Here is an 18,220-nt window from a genome sequence, read left to right on the forward strand (position 1 = left end):
GGCACTGCGATGATAGATAAAGCGATAGATGGACTCATGACTGATGACTGTGCCACCCTGTTCACGCGCCAACCGGCCAGCGATCTGTTCCGGCGACCATCCCATCGCAAGGCAATCCCGGACCTTTTGCTGCAATGCCGGTTGGCGCGCCAGTTTATGACGACAGTCCCATCGCCGTCGCCTCAAGGCCAGACCATGGGCCCGGGCAGGCTCGTAACCGCCATCCCAGACCTTGGTCTTCCGGCTGTTTCTGTGAAGCTCACGACAGATTGTCGATGGGGCGCGCCCCATCGACACGGCTATCGCCCGAACGGATTTCCCCGCCCGGTGCAGGCGGTAAATCTCTATACGCTCGTCAAGGCCGAGCTGCCTGTATTCCTGTCCCATCGCAACACCAACTATAACTGATGTTGCACTTGTGGTGTGAGTCTCCGGAGTCCATCGTGCCACGCGCTCCCACGCCGCCGACAGTAATCCCGCAAATTGCCATCCCCCGCCAAACCGGCTAAAACCGCCTGACACAACCCCGCACCCAAAGGCCCCGCATGTCATCAAACCCCGATACCCCAGCCCCAAAACCAAACGGCAAAACCGCGATGATCATCGGCGCGGGTCCGGCGGGGCTGATGGCGGCCGAACGCCTCGCCGGGTCCGGTCATGCGGTCACGATCTTTGAGGGCATGCCAAGTGCCGGGCGCAAATTCCTGATGGCGGGGAAATCGGGGCTTAACATCACCCACGCCGAAGACCTCGAAACGTTTTTGTCGCGCTATGGCGCCGCGCGCACGCGCCTCGAACCGCACTTACGCAAATTCGGCCCAACCGAAATCCGCGACTGGTGTGCCGGGCTTGGCATCGAAACCTTTGTCGGATCATCGGGCCGCGTCTTCCCGATCGCGATGAAGGCAAGCCCGCTTTTGCGCGCCTGGCTCAGGCGTCTGGATGGCTTGGGCTGCAAAATCCATTACCGCCATTACTGGACCGGCTGGGATGAAACCGAAAATGCCGTTTTCAGAACTCCGGACGGCGAAGTGACCGCCACGGCTGATATCACCGTTCTGGCATTGGGCGGCGGAAGCTGGAAGCGGCTGGGATCAGATGGCAAATGGATGGAAATCCTCACAAATGCCGGGATCACATGCAACCCGTTCAAACCGGCCAATTGCGGCTTTGACGTCGCCTGGACCGACCATCTGATTGATAAATGCGCCGGCTCCCCGGTCAAGGCCGTGACGCTGACGGTCGCAACCAAAACCGGCCCGCAAACCGTGCGCGGCGAATTCGTGATTTCCAGAACCGGGATCGAAGGCAGTGCTGTCTATGCCATCTCGGCCCCGCTTCGCGATCAATGGCTTGAAACCGGCGATGCCACCGTCACGCTCGACCTGACGCCTGACCGCGATCTGGCCGACGTCACCGCGCGCCTTGCCAAACCACGCGGCAAAAACTCGCTTGGCAATCACCTGCGCAAAACACTCGGTCTGGACACCACCAAAACCGCGCTCGTTTTCGAAACCACCCCACGCGAAACCCTGAACGATCCACCCGCGCTTGCCACCGCCATCAAAAACCTGAAGCTTCAAATCAAAAAGCCCCGTCCAATGGACGAGGCCATCAGCACCGCAGGCGGTGTCGCTTGGGAAGAACTGGACGAGAATTTCCAACTCATCAACCGCCCCGGCACCTATTGCCTCGGCGAGATGGTGGATTGGGAGGCGCCTACTGGGGGGTATTTGTTGACGGGGTGCTTTAGCAACCCACTAGCACAGGAACTGCAGTGCTAGTACTAACGCCCCAATAAAAAAACAGCCAAGAGAACACAATACAAGAATTATTCCGAAGGACATGTACCGGTCTGATAATCTAAGGTTCTTAGATTCAAGGCCACTCTCCCGCTCACTTTTATCAACATATCGAGCGCTAATGAATGCGACCACCCAAGTGAGCACGCCGAGACAAATACCAATTGTCCAAATCAACAAGGGCCAAACAACAGTTTGGGCGGTCCCTAGTTCTAGAAACTTGGAGGCCTGCGTAAGTAGCGCGGTAGCACCACCACCATTAACAAGAATTACCCCATTAATCGCCGACTTAGCGTATATTTGCGATATTTCCCGATAGTCAGCCAATTCTAGGCTCCAGAACCCAAAAAACGTGAAACTCTATTTTCTCAAAGCGTACTGCGAAACCCGAAAATGAGGACAGATTTATTCTTGCCCCTATAAAGTATAACACTCAATGACAATGCACAGACCCAGCCCTGTTATCCATATGGCAACACTGCCCCGGCGGGGAGCTTTTGCGGCAGCCGCCACCATGTTCAACCGCCTGATCAAACGCGATTGAACCCTGCGCTGCATATGTCGGCACCGGCACGGCCCCCATCACAAACAGCGCACCAATCCCCAGAACCATCATCATTTTCATCAATCTGTCCTCCCTGATATTTCCTTGATGATACGCCTCTAATACACATCCGAACACTACCCCTAAGAACAGCCCAGAAAACAAGTTGACAAAATCAACCACATTTTATATTGGTTGATAAAGTCAACCATATAACCGTGCCCGCAACCGCGATGTCGGGTGGCATTTTGCCCCGCTTGCCCGCTCCTCGCGCCGCCTCTTGCCACCGCACGCTTTGTTTTCGGAATGTTGCCCCACATGAAGATATCAAAAACCATCCACGCCGACGGATTGCCGCAGCCCCAGCGGTCATTCGCCATGATCGCCGTGTTACTGACAGTCATGATGGCCGTGCTTGACGGGTCGATCATGAATGTCGCCCTGCCCGCCATCGCCCATGATCAGAATGTCAGCCCGGCGCACGCCATCTGGGTCATCACCGCCTATCAGTTGGCGGTTGTCGTCGCCCTGCTGCCGCTATCGGCACTCGGCGAAGCGATTGGCTTTCGCAAGGTCTATCTGGCCGGAATGGTGATTTTCGGCATTGCGTCGGCCCTGTGCGCCTATTCGCCCAATATCGAATTCCTGACATTTGCCCGCGTGTTGCAGGGTCTGGGGGGTGCAGCACTTATGAGCATCAACGCAGCCCTTATGCGCCACAGCGTCCCGCAGGCAAAGCTTGGCCGGGCCATCGGGCTGATTGCCATGGTGGTGTCGATCTCCGCCGCGGCCGGGCCGACCATTGCCTCGGCCATTCTCGCGGTCACGACATGGCACTGGCTGTTTCTGATCAATATCCCGATTTCGATCATCGCCATTGGCCTTGGCACATTCGCCCTGCCCTATACCAAACCGACCCGCACCCGGTTTGATTATATCAGTGCGTTCCTGAACGTGCTGGCATTCGGCGGGTTGATTTCGGCGCTCGGCAATGTCGGCACCCAAAGCCACCCGATGCTGATCGCGGGCCAGTTCGTGATTGCGATCACCGCCGGGTTCTTCCTTGTGCGTCGGCAATTTTCGCGGGAACGGCCGATGCTGCCGCTTGATCTGCTGGCCCGTCCCGTCTTTGCCTGCTCCATCGGGTCGTCGATTGCGGGCTTTTGTGCGCAATTCATCGCCTTTGTCGCCCTGCCGTTTTATTTCCATGACGTGCTGCATTATAGTGCTGTCGATACCGGCCTTCTGATGACGCCATGGCCCGTCGCCACCGCCATCATCGCCCCCATCGCCGGGCGACTGGCCGATAGATATTCGCCGATCCACCTGACCGGGATCGGCATGGGGATTTTTGCCATCGGCCTGTTTGCCGTCACCCTGATCCCGGCCGGAAGCCCCCATACCGCCCTTGCGATCATTGCCTGCCTGATGGTCTGCGGGGTTGGTTTTGGCCTGTTCCAGTCGCCCAACAACCGCCTGATGATGACAAGCGCCCCGCGGGACAGAAGCGGCGGTGCAGGCGGGATGCTCGCCACCGCCCGTCTGACCGGGCAATCGGTTGGGGCCGCCTTGGCCGCGATCCTGATCGGCACGGGTGGTGCGTTTGATCTGAGCGCGATCATGGGGGTTGCGGCGGGCTTTGCCCTGATATCGGCCGCCATTTGCGAGGGCCGCAAATATGCCATCCGCACCGGCATCATCGCCCCGCATGGCTACGAAGCAGATGCAAAGCCATCATAACAAACCACACCAAACCTTGCGCCTGTGCGCTGCAGAAATATATCGATGAGTAAGCCCATGGAAACGCCAACAACACCTAATGCTCATGTCCCCGGTGAAACCCTTCACCGGCTGGTCCATGCCTTCAAGCGTGCGATGCGCGAAGGCTTGCAGGATGCCGATATGCCCTTGCCGATTTCGCAGATGCGCACCCTGAAATGGATCATCAAAAGCCCCGGCGTCACCGCACAGCAAATCGCCGCCCGCACCGGGCAGGACAAGGGCCGCATCACGCGGCTTGTCAAGGAACTCGAAGAAAACGGATTGATCGAACGCCGCCCCCATCCCGAAGACGGGCGAAGCCAGACCCTGCATTTGACGCCAAAGGGCGATGCGCTGATGGAAGAATACCGTGCCGTAGAAGCCAAAATCCGCACGCGCATGGCCACCGGTTTAAGCCAGAAACAAATCACGGATTTCAACGAAATTGCCAGCCTGATGGCCGACAATCTGGAATCCTGACAACATATAATCCCTACAGGAGCTTGGAATGAACAGACCAGCACCCCGCGATCTGACCGTCATCCGAAAAGGATATGTCACGCCCAATATGCTGCGCGTGACGCTTGGCGGTGACGGCATCGCATCCTTCCCCGACGATCAGGAAAGCGCCTATGTCAAACTGATCTTCCCGATTGACGGCGATGAAAAGGACCGCGTTCTGCGCCGGACCTATACCGTACGTCATGACCGCATCACCGATCAGGGCCGCGAGATTGACATTGATTTCGTCATGCATGGCGATGGTTCCGATGATAACGATCATGGCGGCCCGGCCTCGAACTGGGCGGTGAATTGCCAGCCCGGCGATCAGATCACCATCGGCGGCCCCGGCCCGAAAAAGCTGGTTGATCCGACCGCCGACTGGTTCCTGATTGTCGGCGATATGACGGCCCTGCCCGCGATTTCGGTCAATCTGGAAACGCTGCCATCCGATGCACGCGGTTACGCCGTGATCGAAATCGCGTCCGAGGCCGACATGCAGGATTTGCAAAAACCCGATAACGTCACCATCGAATGGGTGATCAACCCGCATCCGGGCGAAAATGCCAATGCCCTGCCCGATGTCGTCAAAAAACTGCCCTGGGCCGATGGCCGCCCGTCGGTCTGGGCCGCCTGTGAATTTACCGCCATGAAAATGCTGCGCGATCATTTCCGCAATGACCGGGGGCTTGGCAAGGATGATCTTTATATCTCAAGCTACTGGAAACTTGGCCTGAACGAAGACAACCACAAGGTCATCAAGGCCAAGGATGCCGAGGCAGCATAGAGGCGGGCAAACAGCAACACTGGAAATGGAACGTGAAAATTCTGAATCCTCTTAGCTATTTGGCATTAGGAACAATTCGATTGTACCAAGCCCTAGCACCAGCCCGGATAAGATCGAAATGCAGGTTCGAGCCAAGCTGCTCAAACTATGCGGCAGTTGCATTTCAGAAATACAGCTTCACCCAAGCGATGAAAAAAACAATTCATCGTTTGGGTCGTTGCAAGTATCCAAACGGCGGAATAGACTACCCATAGTTGCATTTATTTTTCCTAACATAAAGAAAGATACAACTATGAATGACTCCGTTCAGTTTGAATATCAATGTGTTGCAGGGCCAACCGTTATCGAGATTGGCAAAAAGGAAAACAGAACACAAGCCGTCGCTGAATATCAGAACATCATAAATCGTGAAGCCAGCAAAGGTTGGGAATTTGTCGGCATTGACGAGTTTCGGACTTCCGAGCCTCCGGGGTGCCTGCAAGGTAACAAGCCGATCATTACAATTTTTAAAATGATTATCTTCAAGAGACCTAAGGCAAGCTCCTCCGCAAGCAGTTCGAACACATAGTTGGCCATTAAAACGAAAACACTCCAGTCATTTGTTGCTGGGGTGTTTTGAGGTTTACTGATGGCAGTGACGCAGAAAATCGATCAAGGCACGAACAGCGGGCGGTGTCGCCCGCTGTTTCGGATAATAAAGATACCAGCCCGGAAAGGGCGGTGAAAATTCTTCCAGAACCGGCACAAGCGACCCGTCATCGATCATCGGCTGCATCCAGCGCGACGACCAATAGGCAAACGCAATCCCCACCCCCTGTGCCGCTGCCTTTAACGCCGTATCACGGTGCGACACGATCAGTGGCCCATCGACCGCAACGCTGATCCATCGCCCGTCAACGCAAAACTCCCAGTTATAAAGCTTCCTGCGCCCCGGTTTGCGCCAATTGATGCATTTATGCCCGTGCAAATCGGCTGGTGTTTGCGGCACCCCATATCGCGCCAGATAATCGGGCGACGCCACGGCAAGCTGATGGATATCCGGGCCAAGCCTGACCGCGACCATATCCTTTTGCAATAACTCGCCCAGCGTAATGCCAAGGTCATATCCGGCATTAACGATATCAAGCGGCGCATCCTCGATCACAAGTTCCAGAACCACATCGGGATATTTTTCGTGAAACGCACCGAGCCACGGCTCGATCTGGGTCGCAAGCGCAAGCCTTGGCAGCAAAAGCCGCACCGTCCCCGCCGGTCGCCCCTGAAACTGCATGATATCTTCCACCGCAAAGGCCATTTCGGCCATCGCCGGGCGAAACCGTTCAAAAAGCCGCTTTCCCGGCTCGGTCAGCGATGTGCTGCGCGTGGTTCGCTGCAAAAGGTTCACACCCAGCCGGTCTTCAAGATTGCCAATCGTCTGGCTTAACGACGATGCCGAAATGCGCAGCCGTGCCGCCGCACGCCTGAAATTGCCTTCTTCGACCACGGCGACAAAGGCTTCAAGTTCGGCATATTCCCGCCCGCGCATAATGCATTCCTTTTTAAACAGTCCATGCGGACTTTAACCCATATACCAAACAATCAGATATCACTAGCCTTGGTCATCACATCACAACACATCACGTCCCCAAGCCTGCCCCGCATGGCTTGCCTGATTGCACAAAGGACCATCGCGAATGACCACGAACACAAAACCGAAAAACATCCTGATCACCGGCGTCAGCTCCGGCTTTGGCCGCGCCTTTGCCACAGCCGCAATTGCCGAAGGCCACCATGTCATCGGCACGGTCCGCAAACAGACCGACCTTGCCGCCTTCACCGCCCTGTCCCCGGCACAGACCACCGGCATCATCCTTGATGTCACGGATTTTGATGCCATCCCCGGCGCGATCAAGCAGATCGAAACCGATATCGGCCCGATTGATGTTCTGATCAACAATGCCGGATATGGTCACGAAGGATTGCTTGAAGAATCCCCGCTTGCCGAACTCGAAGCCCAATTCCGGGTCAATGTGTTTGGCGCGGTCGCGATGATCAAGGCCGTCCTGCCCCATATGCGCCAACGCAGACGCGGCCATATCCTCAATGTCACCTCGATGGGCGGCTTCATCACCATGCCCGGCATTTCCTACTATTGCGGCAGCAAATTCGCCCTTGAAGGCATCAGCGAAACGCTTGCCAGCGAAGTCGCCGGGCTGGGCATTCATGTCACCGCGATTGAGCCGGGATCATTTCGCACCGACTGGGCCGGGCGTTCCATGGTCCGCTCCGACCGCAGCATTTCCGATTATGACGCCCTGTTTGATCCGATCCGCGATGCCCGCCAGAAGAAAAGCGGCAATCAGGCCGGTGATCCCGCCAAGGCCGCAAAGGCGGTGATGGATATCCTCACCGCTCCCAATCCGCCGGTGCATCTGCTGCTGGGCCGCGATGCGCTGTCGCTGGTGCGCACCAAACTTGATGACCTGCAAACCGAATTCACCCAATGGGAACACGTCACCACATCAACGGATTTTGACGCTTAACCGGCCCGAACCATCGCAATCAGACATTCCCTTCTATTGCTCAAACAAAACCCTGATCTTGCGCTAGATCAGGGTTTTGCTCTTTGAAACCCGCTAGATTGCAATATTGATCCAGTCTGGGGGATGGCATGCTCAACTCTTTGCGGACACTTTATCGCGACAACCCGAAAGAGGCGCATCTGGCGGCCCTTGTTCTGGCGGGCTTTCTAGCGATCTATTTTATCCCTGCTGGCACCCAACGTTTTGACAATGCCGTCCTCGAAGCCGTCCGCCTGACCAACTGGTATGCGCGCGAACATGTCATCCTGTGTCTGCTACCGGCCTTTGTCATTGCCGGTGCGATGGCGGTTTATATCAGTCAGGGATCGGTCATGCAGTATCTTGGCCCCGATGCATCCCGGCCGATTGCCCTGGGTGTTGCCGCGATCTCGGGGACGCTTCTCGCGGTGTGTTCCTGCACGGTATTGCCCCTGTTTGGTGGCATTTACAAACGCGGGGCCGGTCTGGGCCCGGCCATTGCCTTTCTCTATTCCGGTCCGGCGATCAACATCATTGCCATTGTGGTCACGGCCAAAATTCTTGGTGCGGAAATCGGCATCGCACGCGGTGTCGGCGCAATTGCTTTTGCCATTGTGATCGGCATGATCATGCATCTGATCTATCGCCGCGAAGAAGCCGCAAGGGCCAAAACATCGGCGCGTGGCTTTGCCGCCACGGATACCGAAAAGCCGCTTGGCACCACCATCACGTTTTTCGCCCTGATGATTGCGGTTCTGGTCTTTGCCAATTGGGCACCGGTTGAAAATTCGATCTGGATGGCGGTTTTCATCCATAAATGGCTGATCACCATTGTGCTTTCGGCCGGGCTTGCGGTGTTGCTGATCTGGCAGTTCAACTGGTCGGCAACGCATCTGCTGCTACTGGCCGGGCTGGTCATCCTTGCCGCCCTGATCGTGCCAGATGCGCCGCAACTTGCCTTTGCCATCGGAATTGGCGGTATGATGCTGATCGCACTTTCGCGCCCGAAAGACCGTGAATGGGCCGATCAAAGCTGGGATTTCACCAAACAGATCCTGCCGCTTCTGGTGATCGGGGTGTTTGTCGCGGGCCTGCTGCTGGGCCGTCCCGGCCATGACGGCCTGATCCCCGCCCGCTGGGTCAATGCCGCCGTCGGCGACAATTCCCTGAAATCGACAATCCTGGCCTCGGTCCTTGGCGCATTCATGTATTTCTCGACCCTGACCGAAGTCCCGATTGTACAGGCATTGATGGGGGCCGGAATGGGCAAAGGCCCCGCCCTGTCGCTGCTTCTGGCCGGTCCGGCCCTGTCGCTCCCCAATATGCTGGTGATCCGGACCGTCATCGGCACACAGAAAACAATGGTATATTGCGCGCTTGTGATCGTCATGGCGACGATCACCGGCTTCATCTATGGCAATTACTGGCCCGCAAACTGATCGATAAAGGAACCCCGCCATGAAATTGAAAATTTACGGCAGCGGCTGCGCCAAATGCCAGACACTCGCCAAAAATGCCTCCGCCGCCGCACAGGCGCTTGAACTGGACTATGACCTTGAAAAAATCACCGATACCAACGCCATCATTGATGCCGGTATCATGCGCACCCCGGCATTGATGGTCGATGAAAGCATTCTCGTCGAAGGCAAGGTCGCCACGGCGGATGAAATCCGCCAGTTGCTTCAATCGCGCTAAAGCTGCCGCATAGCCGGGATGCTGCCTCAGATATAGCGCGAATGCAGCCGCGCCATTCGGCGGCGGGCGAAAAAGCCGGTATGCTGGGTGGTCTGGACTTCTTCGGGGCGCAATTGGCCGTTTCGGTCGTAAATAAAGCTCCGGCTGGCCCCGATCACCCCTTTTTCCGAGCTATAAACCCCGATCACGATAATCTCGACCCGGCAATCCTCGCCGTTGCGGACCGGATTGCTGGCCGCCGCATCTTCGTAATCACGCCGGGTCGCGTGATCAAACCGCCTTAACAGGCGTTGCATCGCGCCCAGCTCAATACACCGGCCTGATGGCAACGGCCCCTGCAATGTCACCTCGTCAAGCCGTGCCGAAAGGGCCGTCTTTTTATTCTGGTCATTCTGTTCACTCTGGCGCGTGCCATCATCCGGGTCGGCATCGGTCACAAGCTGGCAAACGCGGTTTTGCCCGCCACCAAGGCACATCACCACCGTTTCGATATGGATCGCTTCCTGACTCATATTGCTGATCAGGAACCGCGCATTTTCCGAATTCCCCAGCATCTGGTTGATCACGATTTTGGGCCGCCGCACCCGGCGGTAATTCTGAAACAGCAATTGCGCATAGAAAATCCACACCAGCAAGGTCGCAAGGCTGACCGCGGTCTGAAGCAATGTGCTGTGCTGTTCGATCCAGTCAATCATGCCTGTCCTTTGAAATGAAACAAACCGGGTAACGGGCGCGGGGGCCCTTTTCCTCAACGTGCCCGACCCGCTTTTGTTTCCCGCGAACAGCCCCCCGCACAAACGCCAATCCCCAAATGCAAAACGCCCCGGCCATCGGCACGGGGCGTTTGTATCGGCAATGTCGCAACCTTAAACGGCTGGCGGCAGGTCTTCTTCAAGGATGACGATATTCAGCGAATAGCTGACTTCGCCTTCGTCCTCGTCACGGTGCACAACACCGACAAACTCGTCGCCAACGCGCATTTCAATCGGGTGGCCTTTGCGCTTGGGCGCATCGACGGCAATTTTCGGATTATCAAAAGTACGGCGCAGATAATCTGTAACGCGCGCGATTTCGGTCGGTGTCATGTAACTGGTCCCTTGCTTGTGCCAGGTCGGCTTTGGTCTTCGACCGCGTTCCGTACAAATGGCGCACCCTCTGCGCCCGCACGTCCCCGAACGGGTCTTGCTAAATGAATGACGGGCATTGTCCTTTCACAAACTGTGCCATGAAATCAACCCCGCTTGCGCAAAAAAGGCCACGAGGACGCAATTTTTTGGCTCGATCCCGTCTTATCCGTCTTTTGAACATAGGAAGTCGATACGTGAATGTCTAACGCATGACAATCCGCTTTGTGCCCGATAATCGGTTGCAATGCATTTCCCCAGGCGCTAATCGACTTATATGACTGATCACGATACCCGCCCGGTTTTATACAGTTTCCGTCGCTGCCCCTATGCGATGCGCGCCCGCATGGCCCTGCTCGCAAGCGGCACCGATGTCGAACTGCGCGAAGTCGTGCTGCGCGACAAACCGCAATCCATGATCGATGCCTCCCCCAAGGCCACCGTGCCCGTCCTGATCCTGCCCGATGGCAGCGTGATCGACGAAAGCCTTGAAATCATGGTCTGGGCACTGGCCGAAAATGACCCGGAAAAATGGCTGGAGCCCGAAAGCGGCACGCTTGAAGACATGCTGGCCCTGATTTCGCAAAATGACGGCCCGTTCAAACATCATCTCGACCGCTATAAATATTTCAACCGCTACGAGGATACCGATCCGGTCGAACATCGCCGCGATGCCGAAAAAATCCTCAACCGGCTTGATGGCCGTCTGGCGGTTGGCAAATACCTGTTTGGCACCCGCCCGGCCCTTGCCGATTTTGCCATTGCGCCCTTCATACGCCAGTTCGCCAATACCGACAGGGACGCCTTTGACGCCGCGCCCTTTGTCCATCTGCAACGCTGGCTTGATGATTTCCTGAATTCCCGCTGGTTTGCCGATGCGATGGTCAGATATGACCAGTGGCACGAAGGCGATGAACCAGTGATATTCAAAGCTGCCTGACCGGTTGCCGCCTGCCTGTTTCCATCTGATGAAAAAGCCGTCGTATAGATGGCGCGTCTGTTGCACAATCAGGGCGTGCAACGGGGCATGAATTCTACGGGATTATACTTCTGTTACCATTCACGGGCTGGTCATGGGGGGCGGCTTGTGATAGCAAGCGGGAAATCATCCCACAACGCTTCAGGACCGAGATTGATGGCCGATTATGATGTCAAGCCGCTGATAACGGCGGACGAAATTGCCACGCAGATCGATGCGCTTGCCGCCAAGATCAATGAAAACTTCAAAGATACTGAAAAACTGATCGTTGTCGGTCTGCTGCGCGGATCGTTCGTTTTCATCGCCGATCTGGCCCGCAAGCTGACCGTTCCGGTCGAAGTCGATTTCATGGTCGCGTCTTCGTACGGCGATTCCACCGAAAGCTCGCGCAATGTCCGCATCGTCAAGGATCTGGACGGCCAGATCCGCGGCAAGGACGTGCTGCTGGTCGAAGACATCATCGATACCGGCTATACCCTGTCCGAAGTCGTCCGTTTGCTTAAAACCCGCGATCCGAACCGGCTTGAAATCTGCACCCTTCTGAACAAGCCGTCACGCCGCGAAGTCGAAATTCCGATCCATTATTGCGGCTTTGACATTCCCGATGAATTTGTCGTCGGCTATGGCATCGATTACGCCCAGGCCAACCGCAACCTGCCCTTTATCGGAACGGTGCATTTCCACGGCGAATAAGGCTTCGGCAATCTGAAATGAAAATGGCGGGAACCATCCGGTTATCCCGCCATTTTTGACTCTGATGTCGTGCTGCTGTTTTCCGGGTGATCGGGCTGGCCCGGCTGTTCTGGCCTGCGGGTCGCACCAACCGGCCGATCAAACACGCCAAGGGCCGATAGATCGGCAAACAGGCGCTCCAGACCGTCCTGCATGTGCCGCTTGTCGCCCTGCCCGGTTGCGTAACCGGCGCGGGCCGCATGGATCAGCATATCAAACAAAACCGCATCTTCATCGCGTGCCGGTTTGGCACCTGCTTTGTCTTCGCGTGCGATCCCGTCGCTTGGATCGCGTTGCAGAACAATCGCCAGCGCCACCAAGCCAAGGGCTACCAGAACCGTCCCCAGACCAAGGGCGGCACCAAGTGTCCCGAACTGCGCGGCCAGATAAATAAACACCGCCGCCAGCAGGAACCCGATCCCGATCAGGATCGTCACCCCGATAACCGCAAAGACCGCCAGCTTTACGGCGGCGGCCTTTGCGATTTCAGTGATCGCTTCAACAAGCTGATCGATCATTTACGCAGCAGACCGCCAACCAGCATGCCAATGCCGAAAGTTATGGCAACCGAGGTCAGCGGGCGTTCGCGCACCTGATCAACGGCAACGCCGCGCGCATGGTCAAACTGGTCATGAACCTGGCCCGAAACCTCGCGAACACGCTCTGCGGCGGACTGGGCAACAGAATTGGCCCGGTCACTGCCCATCGTTCTGAGCGTCTTGGTGACTTCGGCAAGATCCTTGCGCAAAGCCTCGACATCGGCCTGAAGTTTTGCATTATCCGTATCAGTCTTGGTCACCATCATAAAACTCCTGTGGTTATCCATTAACTTATTCGACACTTGCTTAACGAACCGGACCCCAAAGAAGTTCCACACAAAATTGTGATCATTTGGAGGCACCCGCGTCAAACCGCGGCATTCTGCGCCCCGGGCCAACATATTTTTCCAACAGAAATCCGCTTTTGACAAAAAAGAACGGCCCGTCGTGGGAACGGGCCGTTCATTCCTTGCAGATATCCGGGCGGATTACGGAGTGTGGGGCTCCAAACCATGCCGATCAGCAAGATAATCAGTAAGGCAAACCGACATAGTTTTCTGCAAGCGTCGTCAAACCTGCCTTGGATGACAGGATATATTCCAGTTCGGCGCGGCGGATACGGCCGTCAAAATCGTGATGGTCATCAAAGGTGTGCAGCATCGTTGTCATCCACCAGCTAAACCGCTCCGCCTTCCACACGCGTGCCAGCGCTGTATCGGAATAGGTTTCAAGCAAATCATCACGGTTCTGCTTGAATTTACCGATCAATGCTTCGGACAGGTAATGCACGTCACTCGCCGCAAGGTTAAGCCCCTTGGCCCCGGTCGGCGGCACGATATGCCCGGCATCCCCCGCCAGGAACAGACGCCCGTGGCTCAACGGCTCGGCAACAAAGCTTCGAAGCGGTGCAATGCTTTTTTCAAACACCTCGCCCTCATTGACCAGCTCCCCGTCCGCCTCGCCAAGGCGGACCCGAAGCTCGCTCCAGAACCGGTCATCGGACCAGTCTTCGATCTTATCACTGCTCGGCACCTGCACATAATGGCGCACCACAGTTTCGGATCGCATCGAACACAGCGCAAATCCCCGGTCGTGGCTGGCATAAATCAGCTCGTCCGCCACCGGCTTCGCCTTCGCCAGAACGCCCAGCCAGCCAAACGGATACACCTTTTCATAAGTCCTGAGTTTCGATTGCGGCATCGTCTGCCGCCCGACCCCGTGGAACCCATCACAGGCCGCAATATAATCACAGCTCAGTTCAACCGGATTGCCATCCTTGACATATCGAACACGCGGCTTGTCAGTCTCGATATCATGCAGGCTGACATCCTCCGCCTCGAAAACGATCTCGCCGCCATGATCAAGGCGGGCAGCGATCAGATCCTTGGTCACCTCGGTCTGGCCGTAAATCATCACGGTCGAACCACCGGTCAGTTCTTCGATATTCACATGCTGGCGCTTGCCATTAACACTGATATAGATGCCGCCATGAATGATGCCCTCGCGCTTCATGCGGGCATCAACGCCGACCCGCTCCATCAGGCCGACCGTCCCCATTTCAAGAACACCGGCCCGAATGCGCCCCTCGACATAGGCGCGGTCCTTGCGCTCAAGGATAATGCTGTCAATTCCCTGCACATGCAGCAGATGCGAAAGCAGCAACCCCGAAGGACCGCAGCCGATAATGGCAACAGGGACATGCATGACGTAAACCTCACTTGACTATTCTTGTTGGTTTTGCGGAACAAGAACCGTTCCAATAAGGAAAGAATACGTCTGATTTCACATGGGAAGAATGGACAAACCGGGAAAAGGATAGGACAAATCGAACATCTATACCGCAATGGTTATCGCAACATATCCCGATGGTTTTGATCGGGGCGCTGATGGTCAAGGGATCATCAAAAGGCGGTCAAAAACCGCCAACCTGATCTGCCCCCACCTGATCTGCCCCGACCGGATTTCCCGGCACGCGCCCCTGCCCGTTAACCGTCATTTTCGGTCCGGGCGTGGCACTTGCGGTTTGTTCACATACCCCCCAGCCCCGGCACATGGCCCGGCCTTCGGGGGTATCAAGGAACCCGTCAAACGCATCGCGCAACACTTTGCCTTGCGGGTGATCCCGGGAAAACAGGATGAACATGTTCTCTGATTGCACCGGATCGGTAATGCCATAGCGTTTCACCGCATCCTCGCCCAGAACCCGCGCCATATCCATCAGGCCGACATCCTTTTCGTCAAAATAGATATCAGCCCGCCCGGCATCCAGAAACCGCCATGCGGCTTCCGATGACGTGACAATATCAGCCTGAATGCCCAGACGGCGAAATTCAACCTCGTACCAATAACTGGCAACCCCGACCGGACGCACCCCCAGGGGGGCAATATCGGCGATTGCGTCAATATCAAGCCCGGCGGGAAACCTGTCCTTGCGATAAAATCCGATCTGGTGCGCCCTTGCGATTGGATAGCGCGGATAAAGGACCTCGGCCGCGCGTTCGTCGGTCCAGATCCAGCTGAATGTCGCGGCATACTGCCCCGCAATGGTCTGCTCATAAGCACGCCGCCACGGCACAAAAACATACCGCACCCGGTATCCCATCGCCTCGAATACCTCGGTCACCCGCTTGGTGTGAATGCCGTATCCGGCGGCATTTTCCGTAATCATCGGCGGCCATTCGCCTACCGCAAACAGAACTTCGGGCTTCTGCGCCGATGCTTCTGTGATTTTGCCGACTTCCTGCGCGACCGCCCCTGTCAAACCCGGGACCATGCCGCAAACCGCCCCCCACACGATCTGCACCATCAATGCCAGTACCGGCAAAACAATACCCGTTCGTCTTTTCCCCACACCATACTCCTGCATGGTTCCGGCATATGCTGCCGCCTTACCCCGATAGGTCACTTTATTGTTTTTTCTGAACTTATCTTATGTTGATAAGCCTGACGGATTATTAAACGCCAAATTCGCTATTTTTCATACGCGCGATCACGATACCAGATCAAAATGCCTTTAATTTCATCAACATGTAACGACGCATAAAGTTTAACCTTTCCACTGTCGCCCTGTCTTGACCTGTATGCTAAGGTAAGTTCCGGTTATTGCACCGGCCCCGTCAAAAGCCTTTTGAAACCGACCAAACGGGACAATGACAGAACACAGCCACTGCGCCATTTTCACCGATCTTGACGGCACTCTGCTTGATCATGATACCTATTCCTGGGCCCCGGCAGCCCCGGCGATTGAACGCATAAAAAAGCTCGGCATTCCGCTGATTGCGATCTCGTCAAAAACGCTGGCCGAACTTTCCGATCTCAATGCCACGGATCATCTGTTTGATGGATTGATTGGCGAAAATGGCGGTGTCATCCGCCTTGGTGATCAAACCGAACAACCCGGCCCCGCCACCGAAACCATTGATGCCGCCCGCGATGCCATCCGGGCTGCCCTCTCCATTCCCGTCACCAGTTTCCGCAGCACATCGTCCGAAATCATCGCCGCCCAAACCGGCCTTTCCCCCGATGATGCGGCGCGCGCCGGACTTCGGCACTGCTCCGATCCGCTGATCTGGGCGCCGACGGACAAAGATGTCACCATCGCGCGTGCCATTGCCGAAACATTTGGCCTCAAACTGGTCAAGGGCGGACGCTTCCACACCCTTTGCGGCCCGACCGACAAGGGGGCCGCCATGACGCGTATGGTGGAACTATTGGCGCAAAACGGCGTTCTGCCTTCAACGGGTTTAACGCCTTGCACAATCGCCTTGGGGGATTCCGCCAATGACGCCACCATGCTTGCCGCGGCCGATATCGCAATCCAGATACCGCAAAAACACGCAATCACAACAACCGCATTGATACAGGATCAGAAACTGATCATCGCGCCTGAACCGGGTCCTTCGGGCTGGAACGCGGCAATCAATTCCCTTCTCGATCAATTGACCAATACCAATAACAAAAGCGAGGTACTTCATGGCTGATTTTCATCAGGGCGGGCCGATCACAACCCTGCACCGCATCATCGACCGCAACCCCGAAGAACTCGCTTATGAAATGACCGCCTTCGCCCGCCAGCGTCGGCAAACCCTGATCCTGCCCTGCCTGTATTCCGAACTTGAAACCCCGGCCATGACCACCATCCTTAATGGATTGAAACAGGCCACCTATATCGATCAGATCGTTGTCGGGCTGGACCGGGCGGACGCCACGCAATACGCCTATGCGCGGGAATTTTTCAAAGACCTGCCGCAACATGTCCGCATCCTGTGGAATGACGGGCCGCGCCTGCGCAGCGTCCATGATCGGCTCGCCGAATATGATCTGGCCCGCTATGAACCGGGCAAGGGCCGCAATGTCTGGTATTGCCTTGGCTATACGCTGGCATCGGGGCGAAGCTCGGTCATCGGCATTCATGATTGCGACATCGCAACCTACAAGCCCGATCTTCCCGCCCGTCTGATGTATCCGATTGCCAACCCGGCATTCAATTTCGCCTTTGCCAAGGGTTATTACGCCCGCGTTGCCAATGGCACGCTCAAGGGCCGGGTCTGCCGCCTGTTTGTCACCCCGCTGATCCGCGCACTTAAACAGGTCGTCGGCAAAACCGAATTCCTCAATTACCTTGATTGCTTCCGCTATTCGCTATCGGGGGAAATGGCGATCCGCACTGACGTTGCCTATGGGCTGCGCGTCGCGTCCGACTGGGGCCTCGAAGTGTCTATGTTATCGGAAATGTATCGCAACCACACGGTTCACCGGCTGGCACAGGTCGATATTGCCGATATCTATGATCACAAGCACCGCGAATTTGATCCGGCCGAAAAGGATGATGGCCTGTCACGCATGGCAAGCGACATCGCCAAATCCCTGTTCCGCAAACTCGCCACCCAGGGCACCGTTTTCTCGCATGAAACCTTCCGAACCCTCAAGGCAACCTACTATCGCACCGCCCTTGACCTGATCGAACAATACCGCGCGGACGCGCTGTTTAACGGCCTTAAAATCAATCGCGACGAAGAAGAAAAATGCGTCGAGGTCCTGGCCGAAGTCATCATGAGTGCCGGCCAGCATTACCTCGATAACCCGCTCGAAAGCCCCTTCATTCCAAGCTGGCAGCGCGTTGAAAGTGCGATGGGCGATATCTTCGAACAGCTCTCGGCTGCGGTCGAAGACGACCTGAACGATGCAGGGATCGGCACTTGACGCGCACCGGCACA

General features: G+C 56.3%; 21 protein-coding genes. 12 read left to right on the top strand and 9 right to left on the bottom strand.

The window, feature by feature from the left end:
* The coding region (locus BC440_RS22920; protein ID WP_175484471.1) for a helix-turn-helix domain-containing protein at window positions 1–522 on the bottom strand (522 nt) is incomplete at its 3' end.
* Between the two features lie 23 nt (window positions 523–545).
* Here BC440_RS22920 and BC440_RS07915 point away from each other — a divergent pair.
* Window positions 546–1,784, top strand: a complete 1,239-nt coding sequence (locus tag BC440_RS07915) for a TIGR03862 family flavoprotein (RefSeq protein ID WP_071239756.1) — start codon at window positions 546–548, stop codon at window positions 1,782–1,784.
* 451 nt (window positions 1,785–2,235) lie between these two features.
* Here the strand turns inward: BC440_RS07915 and BC440_RS07920 are convergent, their stop codons facing one another.
* Entirely contained in the window at window positions 2,236–2,427 is a 192-nt protein-coding gene (locus BC440_RS07920) for a hypothetical protein (RefSeq protein ID WP_071239757.1), read from the bottom strand.
* Between the two features lie 237 nt (window positions 2,428–2,664).
* Between BC440_RS07920 and BC440_RS07925 the strand changes: the two genes are divergently transcribed.
* The 4 genes from BC440_RS07925 (at window position 2,665) to BC440_RS23500 (ending at window position 5,963) form a co-directional block, all read left to right on the top strand.
* Window positions 2,665–4,086 (top strand): MFS transporter, encoded by a 1,422-nt coding sequence (locus tag BC440_RS07925; RefSeq protein WP_071239758.1) that lies wholly within the window; start codon window positions 2,665–2,667, stop codon window positions 4,084–4,086.
* Window positions 4,087–4,131: 45 nt separating this feature from the next.
* Window positions 4,132–4,587: a MarR family winged helix-turn-helix transcriptional regulator gene (locus BC440_RS07930; protein WP_071239759.1), complete on the top strand. Its 456-nt coding sequence runs from the start codon at window positions 4,132–4,134 to the stop codon at window positions 4,585–4,587.
* Between the two features lie 28 nt (window positions 4,588–4,615).
* A complete protein-coding gene (locus BC440_RS07935; protein ID WP_071239760.1) occupies window positions 4,616–5,395 on the top strand; it encodes a siderophore-interacting protein in 780 nt (259 codons plus the stop codon).
* 118 nt (window positions 5,396–5,513) lie between these two features.
* The gene (locus BC440_RS23500; protein WP_247643539.1) at window positions 5,514–5,963 is read left to right on the top strand and encodes a DUF4177 domain-containing protein; all 450 of its coding nucleotides are present in this window, start codon (window positions 5,514–5,516) and stop codon (window positions 5,961–5,963) included.
* Between the two features lie 54 nt (window positions 5,964–6,017).
* Here BC440_RS23500 and BC440_RS07945 read toward each other — a convergent pair whose 3' ends face one another.
* Complete coding sequence (locus BC440_RS07945; RefSeq protein ID WP_071239761.1) at window positions 6,018–6,920, bottom strand: LysR family transcriptional regulator; 903 nt, start codon at window positions 6,918–6,920, stop codon at window positions 6,018–6,020.
* 148 nt (window positions 6,921–7,068) lie between these two features.
* On the opposite strand from BC440_RS07945, the gene BC440_RS07950 reads away from it, so the two are divergent.
* The 3 genes from BC440_RS07950 (at window position 7,069) to BC440_RS07960 (ending at window position 9,630) form a co-directional block, all read left to right on the top strand.
* Window positions 7,069–7,917: an oxidoreductase gene (locus tag BC440_RS07950; RefSeq protein ID WP_071239762.1), complete on the top strand. Its 849-nt coding sequence runs from the start codon at window positions 7,069–7,071 to the stop codon at window positions 7,915–7,917.
* A gap of 128 nt (window positions 7,918–8,045) precedes the next feature.
* On the top strand, window positions 8,046–9,374 hold the full coding sequence (locus BC440_RS07955; protein WP_071239763.1) for a permease: 1,329 nt from the start codon (window positions 8,046–8,048) through the stop codon (window positions 9,372–9,374).
* A 19-nt stretch (window positions 9,375–9,393) separates the two neighbouring features.
* Entirely contained in the window at window positions 9,394–9,630 is a 237-nt protein-coding gene (locus BC440_RS07960) for a thioredoxin family protein (protein ID WP_071239764.1), read from the top strand.
* A gap of 26 nt (window positions 9,631–9,656) precedes the next feature.
* Here the strand turns inward: BC440_RS07960 and BC440_RS07965 are convergent, their stop codons facing one another.
* Together BC440_RS07965 and BC440_RS07970 are read right to left on the bottom strand one after the other, a co-directional pair.
* Window positions 9,657–10,325, bottom strand: coding sequence for a hypothetical protein (locus BC440_RS07965; RefSeq protein WP_063091852.1), 669 nt, complete (start codon window positions 10,323–10,325; stop codon window positions 9,657–9,659).
* 171 nt (window positions 10,326–10,496) lie between these two features.
* Window positions 10,497–10,715, bottom strand: a complete 219-nt coding sequence (locus BC440_RS07970) for a DUF3126 family protein (protein ID WP_007089297.1) — start codon at window positions 10,713–10,715, stop codon at window positions 10,497–10,499.
* Between the two features lie 316 nt (window positions 10,716–11,031).
* Here BC440_RS07970 and BC440_RS07975 point away from each other — a divergent pair, with 316 nt between their 5' ends.
* Complete coding sequence (locus tag BC440_RS07975) at window positions 11,032–11,694, top strand: glutathione S-transferase (RefSeq protein WP_071239765.1); 663 nt, start codon at window positions 11,032–11,034, stop codon at window positions 11,692–11,694.
* Window positions 11,695–11,889: 195 nt separating this feature from the next.
* The gene (gene hpt, locus BC440_RS07980) at window positions 11,890–12,426 is read left to right on the top strand and encodes a hypoxanthine phosphoribosyltransferase (protein ID WP_063091850.1); all 537 of its coding nucleotides are present in this window, start codon (window positions 11,890–11,892) and stop codon (window positions 12,424–12,426) included.
* A 41-nt stretch (window positions 12,427–12,467) separates the two neighbouring features.
* On the opposite strand, the gene BC440_RS07985 is transcribed toward hpt, so the two are convergent.
* The 4 genes from BC440_RS07985 to BC440_RS08000 all read right to left on the bottom strand — a co-directional run bounded on the left by BC440_RS07985 (window position 12,468) and on the right by BC440_RS08000 (window position 15,855).
* The gene (locus BC440_RS07985; protein ID WP_071239766.1) at window positions 12,468–12,983 is read right to left on the bottom strand and encodes a hypothetical protein; all 516 of its coding nucleotides are present in this window, start codon (window positions 12,981–12,983) and stop codon (window positions 12,468–12,470) included.
* Window positions 12,980–13,267, bottom strand: coding sequence for a DUF883 family protein (locus tag BC440_RS07990; protein WP_007089293.1), 288 nt, complete (start codon window positions 13,265–13,267; stop codon window positions 12,980–12,982). The genes BC440_RS07985 and BC440_RS07990 overlap by 4 nt, the downstream gene beginning before the upstream one ends.
* A gap of 268 nt (window positions 13,268–13,535) precedes the next feature.
* Window positions 13,536–14,708: a 4-hydroxybenzoate 3-monooxygenase gene (gene pobA / locus BC440_RS07995; RefSeq protein ID WP_071239767.1), complete on the bottom strand. Its 1,173-nt coding sequence runs from the start codon at window positions 14,706–14,708 to the stop codon at window positions 13,536–13,538.
* Window positions 14,709–14,916: 208 nt separating this feature from the next.
* Window positions 14,917–15,855 (bottom strand): transporter substrate-binding domain-containing protein, encoded by a 939-nt coding sequence (locus BC440_RS08000; protein ID WP_175484472.1) that lies wholly within the window; start codon window positions 15,853–15,855, stop codon window positions 14,917–14,919.
* A gap of 298 nt (window positions 15,856–16,153) precedes the next feature.
* Here BC440_RS08000 and BC440_RS08005 point away from each other — a divergent pair, with 298 nt between their 5' ends.
* Window positions 16,154–16,984 carry an HAD-IIB family hydrolase gene (locus BC440_RS08005; RefSeq protein WP_071239769.1) on the top strand — a complete coding sequence of 277 codons (831 nt, stop codon included), beginning with the start codon at window positions 16,154–16,156 and terminating at the stop codon, window positions 16,982–16,984.
* A complete protein-coding gene (locus tag BC440_RS08010; protein WP_037991522.1) occupies window positions 16,977–18,206 on the top strand; it encodes a glycosyl transferase in 1,230 nt (409 codons plus the stop codon). Before BC440_RS08005 ends, BC440_RS08010 begins: the two co-directional genes overlap by 8 nt.
* The last annotated feature ends 14 nt before the right edge of the window (window positions 18,207–18,220 follow it).

This window comes from Thalassospira sp. MIT1004 (genome assembly GCF_001858545.1).
Taxonomy (GTDB): domain Bacteria; phylum Pseudomonadota; class Alphaproteobacteria; order Rhodospirillales; family Thalassospiraceae; genus Thalassospira; species Thalassospira xiamenensis.